Origin of the sequence: Rhodococcus sp. Eu-32 (genome assembly GCF_003336925.1) — a bacterium.
Taxonomy (GTDB): Bacteria; Actinomycetota; Actinomycetes; order Mycobacteriales; family Mycobacteriaceae; genus Rhodococcoides; species Rhodococcoides kyotonensis_B.
The window spans coordinates 12,319-27,478 of the sequence record NZ_QGNK01000007.1 but is presented as its reverse complement, the minus strand read 5'-3'; the positions used below and the strand labels follow the sequence as shown (position 1 = coordinate 27,478).

The 15,160-nt window shown below is 64.7% G+C and carries 15 protein-coding genes and 2 tRNA genes; 10 read left to right on the top strand and 7 right to left on the bottom strand.

Going from position 1 to position 15,160, the window contains the following annotated elements:
* Positions 1-142 precede the first annotated feature (142 nt).
* Positions 143-1,048, top strand: a complete 906-nt coding sequence (locus tag DK926_RS10400) for a universal stress protein (RefSeq protein WP_165839554.1) — start codon at positions 143-145, stop codon at positions 1,046-1,048.
* Here the strand turns inward: DK926_RS10400 and DK926_RS10395 are convergent.
* A complete protein-coding gene (locus DK926_RS10395) occupies positions 1,045-2,049 on the bottom strand; it encodes a hypothetical protein (protein ID WP_243636744.1) in 1,005 nt (334 codons plus the stop codon). The genes DK926_RS10400 and DK926_RS10395 overlap by 4 nt on opposite strands.
* 187 nt (positions 2,050-2,236) lie before the next feature.
* Between DK926_RS10395 and DK926_RS10390 the strand changes: the two genes are divergently transcribed.
* The 3 genes from DK926_RS10390 to DK926_RS10380 all read left to right on the top strand — a co-directional run bounded on the left by DK926_RS10390 (position 2,237) and on the right by DK926_RS10380 (position 5,283).
* Positions 2,237-2,866, top strand: a complete 630-nt coding sequence (locus DK926_RS10390; protein WP_114330341.1) for a response regulator transcription factor — start codon at positions 2,237-2,239, stop codon at positions 2,864-2,866.
* Between the two features lie 60 nt (positions 2,867-2,926).
* Complete coding sequence (locus tag DK926_RS10385; RefSeq protein ID WP_114330340.1) at positions 2,927-4,669, top strand: GAF domain-containing sensor histidine kinase; 1,743 nt, start codon at positions 2,927-2,929, stop codon at positions 4,667-4,669.
* A gap of 122 nt (positions 4,670-4,791) precedes the next feature.
* Positions 4,792-5,283, top strand: a complete 492-nt coding sequence (locus DK926_RS10380) for an SPW repeat protein (protein ID WP_114330339.1) — start codon at positions 4,792-4,794, stop codon at positions 5,281-5,283.
* A gap of 36 nt (positions 5,284-5,319) precedes the next feature.
* On the opposite strand, the gene DK926_RS10375 is transcribed toward DK926_RS10380, so the two are convergent.
* Entirely contained in the window at positions 5,320-6,312 is a 993-nt protein-coding gene (locus DK926_RS10375; RefSeq protein ID WP_114330496.1) for a 2-oxoglutarate and iron-dependent oxygenase domain-containing protein, read from the bottom strand.
* Between the two features lie 120 nt (positions 6,313-6,432).
* On the opposite strand from DK926_RS10375, the gene DK926_RS10370 reads away from it, so the two are divergent.
* From DK926_RS10370 to DK926_RS10355, 4 genes are all read left to right on the top strand, one after another.
* Positions 6,433-7,092, top strand: coding sequence for a response regulator transcription factor (locus DK926_RS10370; RefSeq protein ID WP_068423401.1), 660 nt, complete (start codon positions 6,433-6,435; stop codon positions 7,090-7,092).
* A 1-nt stretch (position 7,093) separates the two neighbouring features.
* The gene (locus DK926_RS10365) at positions 7,094-8,512 is read left to right on the top strand and encodes a HAMP domain-containing sensor histidine kinase (RefSeq protein WP_114330338.1); all 1,419 of its coding nucleotides are present in this window, start codon (positions 7,094-7,096) and stop codon (positions 8,510-8,512) included.
* A gap of 127 nt (positions 8,513-8,639) precedes the next feature.
* On the top strand, positions 8,640-10,010 hold the full coding sequence (locus DK926_RS10360) for an MFS transporter (protein WP_114330337.1): 1,371 nt from the start codon (positions 8,640-8,642) through the stop codon (positions 10,008-10,010).
* A 10-nt stretch (positions 10,011-10,020) separates the two neighbouring features.
* A complete protein-coding gene (locus DK926_RS10355; RefSeq protein ID WP_114330336.1) occupies positions 10,021-10,959 on the top strand; it encodes a TAXI family TRAP transporter solute-binding subunit in 939 nt (312 codons plus the stop codon).
* Between the two features lie 7 nt (positions 10,960-10,966).
* On the opposite strand, the gene DK926_RS10350 is transcribed toward DK926_RS10355, so the two are convergent.
* Entirely contained in the window at positions 10,967-11,431 is a 465-nt protein-coding gene (locus tag DK926_RS10350; protein ID WP_068423394.1) for an SRPBCC family protein, read from the bottom strand.
* Positions 11,432-11,546: 115 nt separating this feature from the next.
* On the opposite strand from DK926_RS10350, the gene DK926_RS10345 reads away from it, so the two are divergent.
* Positions 11,547-11,732 (top strand): hypothetical protein, encoded by a 186-nt coding sequence (locus DK926_RS10345; protein ID WP_068423393.1) that lies wholly within the window; start codon positions 11,547-11,549, stop codon positions 11,730-11,732.
* A 48-nt stretch (positions 11,733-11,780) separates the two neighbouring features.
* On the opposite strand, the gene DK926_RS10340 is transcribed toward DK926_RS10345, so the two are convergent.
* The 3 genes from DK926_RS10340 to DK926_RS10330 form a co-directional block, all read right to left on the bottom strand.
* A tRNA-Arg gene (locus DK926_RS10340) sits at positions 11,781-11,853 on the bottom strand.
* 63 nt (positions 11,854-11,916) lie between these two features.
* A tRNA-Ser gene (locus DK926_RS10335) sits at positions 11,917-12,006 on the bottom strand.
* An 85-nt stretch (positions 12,007-12,091) separates the two neighbouring features.
* Positions 12,092-12,841, bottom strand: coding sequence for a dienelactone hydrolase family protein (locus DK926_RS10330; protein WP_114330335.1), 750 nt, complete (start codon positions 12,839-12,841; stop codon positions 12,092-12,094).
* A 91-nt stretch (positions 12,842-12,932) separates the two neighbouring features.
* Here DK926_RS10330 and hisC point away from each other — a divergent pair, with 91 nt between their 5' ends.
* Positions 12,933-13,994 carry a histidinol-phosphate transaminase gene (hisC, locus tag DK926_RS10325; protein WP_114330495.1) on the top strand — a complete coding sequence of 354 codons (1,062 nt, stop codon included), beginning with the start codon at positions 12,933-12,935 and terminating at the stop codon, positions 13,992-13,994.
* On the opposite strand, the gene DK926_RS10320 is transcribed toward hisC, so the two are convergent.
* Positions 13,991-15,025: an alpha/beta hydrolase family protein gene (locus DK926_RS10320; protein ID WP_114330494.1), complete on the bottom strand. Its 1,035-nt coding sequence runs from the start codon at positions 15,023-15,025 to the stop codon at positions 13,991-13,993. The genes hisC and DK926_RS10320 overlap by 4 nt on opposite strands.
* Positions 15,026-15,160: the final 135 nt, after the last annotated feature.

Sequence of the window (15,160 nt, the reverse complement as noted above, 5' to 3'; positions counted from 1 at the left end):
CACGCCGCTACCGAGCGGCTCGATCATAATGAAATGTCGGGCGGAAATGGTCGGTTCGGAAAAGCTCGATGGGCTCTTTCGTCCCGAACGGTGGGACGGAAGTCCCTATCGCGCCGGGCGAGCGTGGCCTCAGGATGAATCCATGACACACGGGAGCACCGCGGAAGAGAACGCGACTGTTGTCGGTGTCGACGATTCTCCGGCGAGTCTCGGTGCAGTGCGGTGGGCTGCAGCGGACTCGGCGTCGCGCGGCGGCACGCTGGTGTTGGTGCACGCCGACCCGGGAATCGAAGGATCGTTCTCCGATGCGATCAACTTGCGCGGCGGCCGTGTGTCGAGCGCACGATCCCGCGCACGTTCCACTCTGGAACGAAGCCGCATCGCCGCGGAGAGCGTTGCAGGCGAGTCGCTTTCGATCGAGAAAGTGCTCGCCGCGGGACGTCCGGCGGACGTTCTGACCGAATACGCGCGCGACGCGTGGATGGTCGTCGTCGGGTCGAAGGCGGCCGGCTCGAGGGGTGCCGGCAGCCTCGCCCGCGGCGTACTCGGTTCCGTGTGCGATCACGTTGCCGCACACGCACACTGCCCTGTCGTTCGCGTTCCGGAGGGGTATCGGCAGACGAAACTCGACTCGGCGAACCTCCCCGTGGTGGTGGGCCTGGACATCTCCGTGAACAACGACGCGATCCTGGCGGTCGCGTTCGATCAGGCGTCGCGCCGCGGCGTCGGCCTGAGAGTCGTCCATGCGCGTGCCGACACCGAATACCGCCTGGATCCCGGTCCGCCGGTGGAGTCGTGGCTCACCGAGGTCACGGCGCCGTGGTCGGAACGCTACCCGTCGGTCCTGGTATCGCCTGCCGTCGTCACGGACAAGGCGCCGCATGCGATCATCGAGGAATCGGGGCACGCGCAATTGATCGTCGTCGGGTCACCGAGCCGGGGCGCCATGGCCTCCGTTTTCACCGGATCCACGAGTCGCGCTGTGTTGCATCATTCTTCGGTGCCCACGATCGTCGTCCCTGTCGCCTCCCTGCACCACGCCCACTAACGGTGAGTCGGACGGGACACCCGCTGACGGGGCCCCTCGATCGACAGAACCGACGACACCTTCTGTCGCGGCGTACGGATCACAGGCGTTCCCGCCGTAGGGGTGCCGATGCGAACGAGGACCTGCGGAATTCCGCCGTGCGGCGCGAGCGACGCAACGATCGCTCTACTGGTGGATTGTTCCGTCAGATGCGTGAGGGGGCACGTCGCGAATCCACGCACGGTCGCCTCGAGAAGCACCGCGGACAGAGCTCGTCCGCACCGCAGCCAATCGAGGGGTTCGTCGCCCCTGGTCGCCATCAACAAGACGGTCGACGCGTCCTCGGGCGGGACCTGGTCACCGCCGTCGCGAACCGGGAAGTCGCGGCCCATCTGCACGGCGGTCGCCGTCGCGCGGTCCGAAAGAGCATGGGGCGGAACACCGTCCACGTCGAACGAGTGACCGGACCACCACTTCAGTTCGGCCTGATACGTCGCGTCGTACTTCCTCGTGTTCGCGCTGGTCTTGGACGCCTCTTCGAGAACCTGCCTTGCACCATCGGTCAACGCGGTCAGAATCGTCTGGTTGACGTCGGCTGCGCGACGCATCTCCGCGCCGACGACCAGATCCCGACGCACCGCGCCGAACGGTCGACGGTCCGTGTAACGCCGATTGATCGCCGTCAAGAGGTCGAACTCGTGCGAACGAGGACGAGCGCCCGGCACGAAACGAACACGCGCGAGATGACGCGAACCACCGGGTGTCGGGAACGTCTCGATCTCCGCCGTCCACCTCGATGCTTCGGCGGCCTTCTGCAGATGATCGAGCGCCGCACCGCAACTGATCAGCATCTGCCGACCCATGGGATCGATCACGTCCAACAACCTGGTTCGGTCGGAGTAGAGATCGAGGCACCCGTTCGAGTACTTCCACGTCCATGGCTGACTGTTGTGTACCGAGGGTGCGCGGCACGCGAGTTCGACGAGCATCGCGACCACGGCCGCATCGGGTCCGACGTTCACTGGCGACCTCCTCGAATCGACACGACAGCCGAATCGGCGCGACGGGGCGCCGCCGACTTCTCCACTGTCGACGCGGCCCGGAGACCTCGACAGGGGCCATCGTCATCGAATTCGGGGACTTGTTCCAGCGTGCACCGCCGGGTACGTCAGTATGCTTTCCTCCACAGGTGAATCTTCAGGAGCAGCCGTGATCTCTGTATTCCTGGTCGACGACCATGAGATCGTTCGTCGTGGTCTCATCGACCTCATCGATTCGGACCCCGAGCTGACCGTCACCGGTGAGGCCGGTTCGATGAGCAATGCGCTGGCCCGCATCCCGGCATTGCGCCCCGATGTCGCTGTACTCGACGTCCAACTGCCCGACGGTAACGGCGTCGAGCTGTGCCGCGAGCTGATGTCGACGATGCCGGGTCTGAACTGTCTGATATTGACGTCGTTCACCGAGGACCAGGCCATGCTCGACGCGATACTCGCCGGCGCCAAGGGATACGTCGTCAAGGACATCAAAGGGATGGATCTGACGTCGGCGATCAAGGACGTCGGAATGGGCAAGTCGCTGCTCGACAATCGAGCCGCCGCGGTGTTGATGGAGAAGCTGCGATCGACCGACGAGGGGCAAGGACCACTGGCAGATCTGACCGACCGCGAGCGAACTCTGCTGGGGTTGCTCGGTGAAGGCCTGACCAATCGCCAAATTGCCGAGCGTATGTTTCTCGCGGAAAAAACTGTCAAGAATTACGTTTCACGACTGCTCGCCAAACTCGGAATGGAGAGAAGAACGCAGGCAGCAGTCTATGCGTCGAAATTGCACGACTGATCTCTCGAATTCATTTCCGACGCCGTTCCACCGTCCATTCTTCACGCGCATACTGAAGCGATGGCGGGTACAGGGGGTGCCGACCGGCAGGTGGCTGCTCAGGATCTGCAAGACACACTCTCGCAGATGCGTCTGCATGAGCTCCTGGGCGAACTTGGTGACCACATCGGCAAGATCACGCAGGCTCGTGAGCAGTTCGACGGTCTGCTGCGGTCCATGCTGGCCATTTCGGCGAGCCTCGATCTCGACTCGACGTTGCGCTCCATCGTCGCGTCGGCGATCGAGTTGGCAGATGCGCGGTACGGGGCTCTCGGAGTTCGCGGGGAAAATCACGAACTCAGTTCCTTCATCTTCCACGGCATCGACGACGAGACTGCAGCAAGAATCGGACCTCTGCCGACCGGAGGAGGTGTGCTCGGTCTACTGATCGACGAACCGAAGTCGATTCGTCTGAGCAATCTGGCAGCACACCCGTCGTCGATCGGCTTCCCGCCGCACCATCCACCCATGACGTCGTTTCTCGGTGTGCCCATTCGTATTCGGGGCGAGGTGTACGGCAATCTCTATCTGACGGAGAAGAACGGTGGCCGAGAGTTCACCGACGACGACGAAGCCGTCGTGCAGGCCCTCGCCTCGGCCGCCGGTACCGCCATCGAGAATGCCCGGTTGTACGAGGATGCGCGCACGCGGCAGTCATGGCTCGAGGCCACCCGGGACATCGCGAACGAACTTCTCGGCGGGTCGGCTCCGGACGACGTGCTCCAAACGGTCGCCGACAAGGCGCTGGACCTGACGTCGGGAGATCTTGCGTTCATCGCGGTTCCCTACGATCCCGACGAGCGAGCCGACGACGTCACCGAACTCGTCGTACATGTGGTGTCGGGTAAGCAGGCTGCCCATCCGAAGGCCGTAGTCGGAACCTTGCTGCCGGTACACGGTTCGACGTCGGGCGAATCGTTTCGTACCCGCCGCCCGATCCGCACCCGCCGACTCAGGTACAACGCCACCGCCAACCTCCCCGACGAGTACGGTCCGGCCCTGATTTCGCCACTGCGCGCACCGGACCGGGTGACCGGAGTACTCGTCGTCCTTCGCCGCGACGACGCGGAGCCGTTCACCGACACGCAACTCGATCTGGTCACGGCGTTCGGAGACCAAGCGGCACTGACGGTTCAGACCGCCGACTCGACTCGTCAGCTTCGTGAGCTCGACGTGCTCGCCGACCGCGACCGCATCGCGCGAGAACTGCACGATCACGTCATTCAACGCATCTTCGCTGCCGGCCTGTCACTTCAGGGCACAGCCCAGCGTGCGGTTCTGCCGGAGATCAAGAGCCGGCTGGCGACGACCATCGACGACCTCCAGGACACGGTGCAGGACATCCGGTCCGCAATCTTCGATCTGCAGTCGGAAGACCATGGCGCCAACGTACTTCGACGACAGTTCAACGAAATCATCGACGAGATGGTCGACGACTCGGGACTGCGCACGACGGTGCGAGTGAGCGGACCGCTGTCGGTCGTCGAGCCTCCGCTTGCCGCGCACGCGCTCGCCGTTCTTCGAGAGGCGATCAGCAACTGCGTACGCCACGCGCAGGCCAAGACGGTCGCCGTCACCATCACGGTCGGCGACGATCTCGCTATCGACGTAACCGACGACGGGCGCGGCATTCCCGACAGCGTGTCCGCGAGCGGATTGAGGAATCTACGCAGCCGCGCTGAGGAATGCGGCGGTGACATGACGATCGGTCCGGCGAGCGAGTCGGGCGGAACGACGTTGCGATGGTGGGCGCCCCTCCCCTGAGCGGCGGGACCTTCGGCCCTAGCTCGAATCTCGTTGTGGGAGTTGGCTTGGACAGTACGTGATACACGTGTGGGCCGACCCACGTCGATCGACCCCTCCACCCCCTCGAGGAGATGAGATCCATGTCGACATCGACGAATCTATCCATGCACGATCATCCCGACATCGCGGCGCTACGCGATCACTACGACGAAGCATTCGGACGGCCGACAGGACAGGTGACCGACGGCCTGTTGATGCTGTCCGGGTTGTACGCGGCAGCCTCGCCCTGGATCGTCGGTTTCGGCGGGTTCGACAATGCGGGCGCGTTGATACCGTCCATAGCCGGCGCCAACAACCTCACGTTGTCGAACCTCATGTGCGGACTGACGGTTGCCGTCCTGGCCTTGGCTTTCGGCGCTGCTTACGGACGCACACACGGAATGTCGTTCGTCGTGCCGATTCTCGGGATCTGGCTCATCGTCTCGCCCTGGGTCATCTCGGACGTGTCGACGACACCCGGAATGATCTGGTCCAACGTCGTCGCCGGTGCCCTCGTCCTCGTGCTCGGTGCGATCACGACGGCGATGGGGATGACCCGCTTGTTCGAGTCACGGCGTCGTCACGAACCGTGAGGTGAGTCGCTTCCCGTCGGCCACGGTGGCGCGCGTTCAGTACGACGACGGTGCACCTGCGGGTTCGATCCCGTGGTGCAGCTTCGCGACATCGGGGTGCGCCCTGGTTCGCGATTTCCACGCGTTCTCGCCGTACGTGTCGTAGATCGGATTGTCCGGGTCGGCCTCGACGCCGCGCGAGTGCGCTGCCAGGTCCGACGGGAGCTCGATGATCTCGATCTTCGCGTCGAGCGCCGGGTTCAGGAAGTACGGGATCGACAGACGGTCCGTACCCGGACGGGGCGCGCGAACGCGGTGCTGCGTAGCGCGGAGGTAGCCGTTGGTCGCCACCTCGAGCAGTTCGCCGATGTTGACGATGAACGCGCCGTCGACCGGCGGCACGTCGACCCATTCGCCCGGTGCGAGCTCGACCTGCAGACCCTCGGATCGGGGTTCGACGAGCAGCAGCGTGAGCACGCCCGAGTCCTTGTGTGCGCCGACGCCCTGGGACGTGTCCGAAGTACCCTCGTAGCGAACGACTTTCAGCAATGTCGCCGGTAGATCGGCGAAAGCGTCGTCGAAATGCCCTTCCTCGGCACCGAGTGACACCGCCCAGTGACGCAGGAGCCTGAGCCCGACGTCGGACAGCGTGTCGTTCCACGCCTCGAACGCCGCCTGGAATCGCGGAAGCGCCGACGGCCACAGGTTCGGGCCCTGCAGATTCCAGTAGCCCTTCGCGTCGACGACGACGTCTCGTTCGGGTCCGATGTCGATCTGTTCACGCCAGTCGACGCGGCCGTTGGTCAACTCACCGCCCAACCTCGAGTACCCCCTGAACTGAGGGCTTTTCAGCTGACTTATCTCGTCTTTCGCTTCCTGCGGCAGTGCGAAGAACTCACGTGCCAGTCCGAGCACCTCCTGAATGCGGTCGGCGCCTACGCCATGGCCGATGAGATAGAAGAATCCCGACTCATGCGCTGCCTCACGGAGCGAGACACGAAACGCATCGGGGTCGGTATCGGCGGTCGACAGATCGAGAACAGGGAGCATGTCGTCACTGTCCTCTCGGTGACGTTTCACGGCAACTGGTCGCCGTCCATTGACGTCGCAGTCGAGATGCCCGTTTACGTCTGCATCGGTGCGGGTTCGGCGTGAGCTAGTTTGAAACCGATGCGAATCGCAGTGGTGGAAGACGATGACGGCGTAGGTGACGCGCTGGTCGATGCCCTGCGAGAAGTCGGCCACACACCGACCCGGATGCGGCGCGGCGCGGACCTGCTCCTCGGATACCGCACCGTCGATCTCGTACTGCTCGACCTCGGTCTCCCGGACATGGACGGGTTGGAGACCTTGCGCAAGCTCCGCACGCTGAGCGCTGTGCCCGTCGTCGTGTTGACCGCGCGCGACGACGAGCGCTCGGTGGTCCGCGCGCTGCGGGGCGGGGCCGACGACTACGTCGTCAAGCCTGCTCGACTGGGCGAGCTCCATGCTCGACTCGAAGTCGCAGCACGCAAGCATGCAGCGTCGACGGAACCCGATGCCGACGCGCTGGTTCTCGGTGACATCGTCGTCGATCTCGCGGGACGTGGCGTCGAAGTCGGCGGCCGGCCGGTGTCGCTGACGAACAAGGAATTCGAACTCCTGGCGCACCTCGTCACGCGGCGCGGTGAAGCCGTCAGCCGGGAACAACTGATGGACTCCATCTGGGGCGACGCGTACGTGGCCATCTCACGGACGCTCGACGTCCACATGACGGCGTTGCGTTCCAAGCTCGGACGCCCTGGCGCGATCGTGACGATCCGCGGGTTCGGCTACCGCTGGGACACCTGACGTGCGCCTGCGTGTTCTTGCGGTACTCGTGATCTTCTCGACGGTCGTCGTCCTCGGGCTTGCCGCGCCTCTCGCAGTGCTGGTCGGGCAGGAACGCGCACAGAGGTTCGGCGAGAGCCGCGACGCGGCGGCGACCTTCTTCGCCAATCTCAGTTCACGCGAGGGTGATTCAGGGCTTCCACGACTGCGAGAAGCAGTGGAGCGTTACCACGATCTCTACGACGAAGGAGCGGCCGTCGTCGACCGCACCGGGGCAGTTCGTGCGTCGTCCGGACTCGACGTGAGCAGCCCCGAGATACAGGAGGCCATCACCGGGGCACTGCGCAATCAACGAGGAGACGTCCCGTCGAGTCTGACACCGTGGTCTCGATCCTCTGTGTTGATCGCGGCCCCGGTCGGGGTGGGTGCACAGGTCGACGGCGCCGTCGTCATCGATGCGTCCACCGACGCCGCACGCAAGGACGTCGCCCGCGCCTGGCTGGTCATCGCGCTGGGAGCAGTGCTGGTACTCGTCGCCGTCACCGCCATCGCTGCGGCTTTGTCGCGCTGGGTGATTCGGCCGTTGACCCAGTTGTCCACTCGGGTCCATTCGTTCGGCGACAAGTTCGTCGAACAGTTTCCACCGCAGCTCGACCTACCTCGTGACCGCACCGAATCTCGTGCCGGGAACTACCTGGGACCGCCGGAGGTCCGCGAACTGACCGAGGCCTTCGACGCCATGGCCGACGACGTCGAGGCAGCAACCGCGGCCCAGCGTCGACTCGTCGCCGACACAGCGCACGCACTTCGAAACCCGTTGGCAGCGGTGCGAATGCGGCTCGACCTGTTGGGCATGAAGATTCCGGAATCCGCGGCCGACGTCCATCGCAAGACGACGCTCGAAGTGGACCGTCTCGATTCCATCGTCGCGGACCTTCTCGCACTCGCCGCGGCGGAAGCGCCGGCACACCGCGACGATTCCCCCGCAGAATGCGACGCGGCAGCGGTGATCAGAGATCGCGCCGAATTCTGGTCGAGCACAATGACTTCTGCGGGCATGGACGTACACGTCGTCGTCGACGAGGCACGCCAGGCCGCGCTCCGCGAGGACGACCTGGTCCGTATCCTCGACGCGCTGCTGAACAACGCGGCGAAGTACGCCGGCGCCGGCGCGCGCGTCGAGATCGGCTGCCGTTCCACCAACTCTCGCACCTCGATCTGGGTGGCCGATACCGGACCGGGAGTGCCGGAGACAGAACTGCCCATGCTGTTTCGCCGCTTCTACCGGTCGTCCGACGCGCACGGCTCGGGAACAGGTCTCGGTCTTGCCATCGTGCATGCACTCGTCGAGCGGGCAGGCGGAACGTCGACGGTCAGCGTGAACGAGCCGTCGGGACTGCGAATCGATCTCGAGATTCCGGTCGGCGACGTACTTTCCTAAGGGACTGTTAGGAAAGCCGGAATGATTTCCGTCGAGGCTGTGGCTTCGTTCACAGTGGTGGCACCTGAGTTAGCGGCCTCGTCCGGAAACTCACCCTCTCACCCGCATCACGTGGAAGGAACGCCTCATGGCCAACCAGGCCACCCCGACCGCAGGTTCACCGTCGAACCCGCCGGTCTCGTCCCCAGCCGCCACCCGGCGGGCAGTGTTCAACACACTGCGCGGGTCGTCGGGCAACCTCGTCGAGTGGTACGACGTCTACGTCTACACCGTCTTCGCGAGCTACTTCGAAAGCCAGTTCTTCGACTCGGAGGACAAGAACTCGACCGTGTACGTGTACGCGATCTTCGCGGTCACGTTCCTGATGCGACCCGTCGGATCGTGGTTCTTCGGACGTTACGCCGACCGCAACGGTCGACGCGCCGCCCTCACGTTCAGCGTCTCTCTGATGGCGGCATGCTCGCTGGTCATCGCTCTGACGCCGGGACGTGAGAGCATCGGCGTCTGGGCCGCGGTGATCCTCGTCCTGTGCAGGCTCGTCCAGGGCTTCGCCACCGGCGGCGAATACGGTGCGTCGGCGACGTACATGTCCGAGGCAGCGACGCGTGAGCGTCGCGGATTCTTCTCGTCGTTCCAGTACGTCACCCTGATCGGTGGGCACGTCCTCGCCCAGGTGACGCTGCTGCTGATGCAGGTCTTCCTCGATCGCGACCAGATCGAGGAGTTCGGTTGGCGAATCGCGTTTCTCATCGGTGGTGTCGCAGCGGTCGTGGTGTTCTGGCTGCGTCGCAGCATGGACGAGTCGCTCACGAAGGATCAGCTCGACGCCGTCAAGGCCGGGCAGGACACGTCGTCCGGCTCGATGAAGGAACTGCTCGTCCGGTACTGGCGTCCGCTGCTGGTCTGCTTCGGCGTGACGATCGGTGGCACCATCGCGTTCTACACCTACAGCGTCAACGCGCCTGCCATGGTCAAGACCGCGTACGAGGACCGGGGCATGACCGGCACGTGGATCAACCTGTTCGGTCTCGTCTTCCTGATGCTGCTGCAGCCCATCGGCGGACTCATCAGCGACAAGGTGGGACGCAAGCCGCTGCTCGTGTTCTTCGGAATCGGTGGCGTCGTCTACACCTACGTGCTGATCACCTACCTGCCGACCGCCACGTCGGTCGTCGAATCGCTCGCACTCGTCTGCGTCGGCTACGTCATCCTGACCGGTTACACGTCGATCAACGCGATCGTGAAAGCCGAGCTGTTCCCGTCACACATTCGCGCCCTGGGTGTCGGACTCGGATACGCCCTCGCGAACTCCGCGTTCGGTGGCACGGCTCCGTTGATCTACCAGGCCGCCAAGAACAGCGGGCACGTTCCGTGGTTCATCGTCTACGTGACGGTCGTCATCGCCGTGTCGCTTCTCGTGTACGTCTTCGTGCTGCGCAACAAGTCGGAGACCGTGCTGGACCGAGAGCAAGGTCGGGCGTACGCGAGCCAGTCCTAGAGTAGAGACCATGTCCCGACCCGCAGAGCTGTTCGATCGCCGAACAGCTCTGCGGGCGGCGGCGCTTCTGGCGGCGACTGCAGCCGCCGCAGCATGCTCATCGGGGTCATCTCCCGAGTTACGTCTCGCCGCCGGAGAAGTCGGCGGGTTCTTCTGGGAATTCTCCGGCCTTCTCGCCGACGCTGCCGCCGCAGCGAACGCGGCACGAATCGTTCCGATCATCACGGCGGGTTCCGTCGACAATCTCGACGCACTCCGGTCCGGAAGTGCCGATCTGGCAATGACTCTCGCCGATACCGCCTACGAGAGCATCGGCGACGACCTGACAGCCATCGGCTGCGTCTACGAGAACTACTTCCAGATCGCCGTGCGTCACGACTCACCCGTCTACGCGGCGAGCGATCTCCGCGGCAGAACAGTCAGTGGCGGGGCCGTCGGATCCGGCGCCGCGCTGGTGACGGAGAGAGTGCTCGACGCGGCCGGCCTGTCCGCGCCGGGCACCGTCGAGGTGATTCAGCTGTCGATGCAGGATGCCGCACGAGCCTTGTCCGACAACGAGATCGACGCGGTCATGTGGGCGGGTGGACTACCCACCCCTGCGTTCGCGGATCCGCCCATCGACATTCGACTACTCGACCTGAGCACTGTTGTCGCCGATCTGAGGCGCAGGTTCGGAACCGCATACGAGGCTGTTCCCGTGCCCGTCGACGTCTACGGACGGCACGCGGCCGTGACGACGGTCGGGATACCGAACCTGCTGCTCGCACGTTCCAGCGTTCCCGACCGGACGGCCGCGCGCCTGGTGGATCTGTTGCTCGATCGATCGTCGGCTCTGGTTCCTCGGCAGGCGATCGGGAGCCAGTTTCTCGACGCCCAGTCGTTGATCATGACGGGCGCTGTCCCCCTGCACCCCGGCGCTGAAGCGGAGTACAGAGGGCGGCACGGGTAGGCGCGTATCAGGACGTGGCTTCGGCTGCGAGTCGCCCGAGGGTGTCCGTCAGCTGCTCCTTCGTGACGAGGGGGAACTTCACCTGCTCGAGCAGCTTCTTGTCGGTCACGTTCGACCAGTCGTAGGTGTGGCGCACCAATGTCTCGTTCGGTCCCTGAGACTCCAACTCCCACAACCATTCCCATCCGGGAGGCTCGGTTCCGGCGGGAGCGGTCTTCCACGCCAGCAGCTTGTCCTTCGCGTAACCGGTGACGTGGTTGTCGGTCTGGTATTCGCCGCCCATGTGGTCACCCTGCATGTTCATCGTGAATTTCTCGCCGACGGCCTTGATCCGATCGGCGTGATCGACGCTGCGGACGAAGCCGGAGCCGTCGAGCGCCGGGTGACGCTCCGGATTGGACAGGACATCGAAAACCGCGTCGACGGGCGCTTCGATGACGCGTTCGACAGTGACTTTGGTGTTGTCGCTCATGACTGGACTGTGCCCGGTTCGGGATTCCGGCAAACGCGCGTGGCCGCCGTGAGACATAAGTACCGCGCCTTCGGGTATCCGCTTCGGACGTACGTGGACTCGAAGGAGGAACACCGTGACGGACAAGATCGAACGAGCACAAGAGGCCATCGACGAAGCCAAGCGCTACACCGACGAGGGGCTGCCCGAGTCGAGCGTGTCCAAGAGCGACCCGGACACACGGGACGACGACGAGTCCGGTCCCGCGGAGGCTGTCTCGAACGTCGCCGACGAGTTCCAGAACAACGATCGGGACGAATAGAACGAAGAAGCCCCCGAGCCGCTGATGGCAGCTCGGGGGCTTCTGTTGTGCGCCCGAAGGGATTCGAACCCCTAACCTCTTGATCCGTAGTCAAGTGCTCTATCCGTTGAGCTACGGGCGCATCTTCTGTTGTGCTGGTTCTTGCGAACCAACCGTACTACATGCTGACTCTCGCGAATCAGCGTGGCGGAGGCGAGAGGATTTGAACCTCCGGACCCGGTGAAGGGTCAAGTCATTAGCAGTGACTCCCATTCGGCCGCTCTGGCACGCCTCCTAGGCTGCCGGCCCTCTCGGACCGCCGGGGTGAAAGATTACACATGCTTACGCCACGAACGCAAAACGCCTGGTCAACCTGCCGTTCACCTCAGAAATGAGTCGAACCAGTCGAAGATCCGCGCCTGAGCTTCGACGAGGGCGTCGGAGGCGGGGTCGGAATACTCGGCGCTACCCGGCTGCCCCTTGACCGCGTCGGCTCGATGACGCAGTCCGCTGTAGCTGACGATGTTCGTCGCCACCGACGCCCGCGTCGCCGCCTCGCGAAGAGTCTCGATGTGCTCGGGTGGTGTCTTGGGGTCGTTCTCGCCGTACAAGCCCAGCCACGGCGCCTGCAACGCCGGGGCGGCCTCGACCAGAGCCACCGCGTCGGCATTGAGCGGTTCGACGATCCCCGCGGCAGCGACGCTGACCGCCGCGCCGATGCGACGGTTGGTCGCGACGATGAGCGCGGCGGTGCCCGCGTCGTCGAATCCGATGACGCCGACGCAATCCGGGTAGACGCCTCGCGACGTGAGCCAGTCGAACGTGGCGTCGAAGTCCGCGAACAGGTTCTCGCCGAACACCTCGCCGTCGGCGCCGTCACGATGGAAAAGGTCGGGCGCAACCGCCAGCCAACCTTCGAGGGCCAACGCACGCAGCAGATCGATGAGACTGTCGGGCACCTCGCGCGATTCGTGGAGAACGACGATGCCGCCCCGCACACTGCCCTCGGGCGAGATGGCGGTCAAGGGCACCGTCTGTGGATCGTCCGGCGGCCGCGGGGGCTCGTCGCCGTCCTCCCCGGTATCCACATCGACCCGCAGTACAGCGACATCCGTGAAGATTCCCGACATAGCACCAAAATAGTGCCGACGCGCTCGCCCCGGGCCATTACCGACGGACACACTGAAACGTACTCACCGGTGTGAGCGCATAATGTGTGCCGTGACCGCCCGCATTCGCACCGACCTCGACGCCATTCCCGCCTACGTCCCGGGACGGAACTTTCCCGGTGCGATCAAGCTGGCCAGCAACGAGACCACGCAGGGCCCATTGCCGAGCGTCCGAGACGCGATCGCCGACGCCGTGGCGAACGTGAATCGCTACCCGGACATCCTGTCGACCGCCCTCGTCGCGGAACTCGCGAGGATGCTGAACGTCGCGCCGGAGAACGTCGCCGCTGGAAACGGCTCCGTCGCACTGTGCCAGGAGGTCGTGCAGATCACCTGCAACCCGGGCGACGAGGTCGTCTTCGCGTGGCGGTCGTTCGAGGCGTACCCGATCATTGCCCGCGTCGCAGGTGCGACGCCCGTCGAGGTGCCACTCGACGAGAACCATGTCCATGATCTCGACGCCATGCTCGCCGCGATCACCGACCGCACCCGCGTCGTGTTCGTCTGCAACCCCAACAATCCCAGCGGAACCGTCGTCACGCGATCCGCGCTCGAGAAGTTCCTCGATGCCGTGCCCGCCCACGTCCTCGTCGTCCTCGACGAGGCCTACTTCGAGTACGCCCGCGAGAACCCCGAAGGCGAGTACACCGACGGCGTCGAACTCGCGCGCGGACGAAAGAACGTACTGGTGCTGCGCACGTTCTCCAAGGCCTACGGCCTCGCAGGCCTGCGCGTCGGATATGCCGTCGGCGACCCGTCGATCATCACCGCGCTCGGCAAGGTACGCATCGCCTTCGCGGTCAATTCCGTTGCCCAGCAAGCAGCTCTGGCATCGCTTGCAGCCAAGGACGAACTGCTGGCACGGACCGACACACTCGTCGTGGAGCGCGAGCGTGTGCGAACTGCGCTGATCGAGATGGGGTACGACGTCGCGCATTCCGACGCGAACTTCGTGTTCATGCCGCTCGGCGACCGCTCCGGAGCGTTCGCGGCGGCAGCGGCCGAGGCGGGAGTCATCCTGCGTGCCTACGGAAGCGACGGGGTGCGGATCACCATCGGTGATCCGCACGAGAACGACGCATTCTTGAAATACGCTGCCGCAGCGGCCCGTTAGAGGCCGAGAGCCGTCTTCAGCGTCGGCCATGCCTCACGCAGGTCATCCTGCCAGTACGGCCACTGGTGGATTCCGTAGGGGCGGTACGTGACCGTCGCCGGAATGTCGAGGTAACGCAACCGCGTGTCGAACAACGTGGTGCAGTACAGCGAGGCGGCTTCGAGCGGTCCGCCCTGCGCCGCGTCCTGCAAACCCTTTCCGCCCGGACCCAATTCGTACGGACCGGGAAGGCCGGTGCCGGCGGAGACGTAGATGTCCTTGCCGCGCAATGCTTCCGCGTTGCGTGACGGATCGTGCTCGACCCACTTCGGATCGACGTTCTCGCCCCACATGTTGGTGGCGTTGCCACCGTTCATCGCGACCGTCGCGCGGACGGCGTCCTTCAGGTTGGGCTGCGAGTTGTCGTAGCAGCCACTGAGCCCCGCGACGCCGGTGTACAGATTCGGGTGGCGGGTGATGAGGTCCATCGCCGCTTGTGCGCCCATGGACACGCCTGCGATCGCATTGGTGCCGTTGCCGTCGAAACGGGCGTCGATCAGTGGCGGGAGCTCCGACGTCAGGAACGTCTCCCACATGTTGACCCCGAGAATCGGGTCGGGCACGTTCCAGTCGGTGTAGTAGCTACTGGAGCCGCCCACCGGCAGAACCACGTTGACATCCTTGTCGGCGAAGAAGTCGACGATGTCCGTCTTCTGAGTCCACGTGCTTTCGGCGTAGTTGGACTCCTTGCCCGCGCTGACGCCGTCGAGCATGTAGAGCGTCGGCCGAGACGTGTTCTGCCGAGCCGGCAGGAGCACCTGCACCTGGATGATCTTGTTCATCGCGGGCGATTCGACGAAGACCGCCGCACGACGGTCGGTGATCATGTCGACGCGGTCGATCCGCGCGCTCGTGATCGGTGACGCACCCACGAACGGAGGAGCGCCGTCGGAGCTTCCGGTGCCGGGCAGCGGCTGGGCCGACACGACCCCGGTTACCGACAACGACAACGCGATACTGACTCCCAGCGCTGCCAGGACACGACGGTGCATCGACTGATCCATCCTCCCCCGCCGCGCCGCGAGCGGCGCTGGCACGAACATCGGTCTCGCACCTTACCCGCCGGTAGGTTGGGGGCGCCGCAAGCCGTAACTGCGGCCAGGATAGTCGCGACAACCGTCGTACAA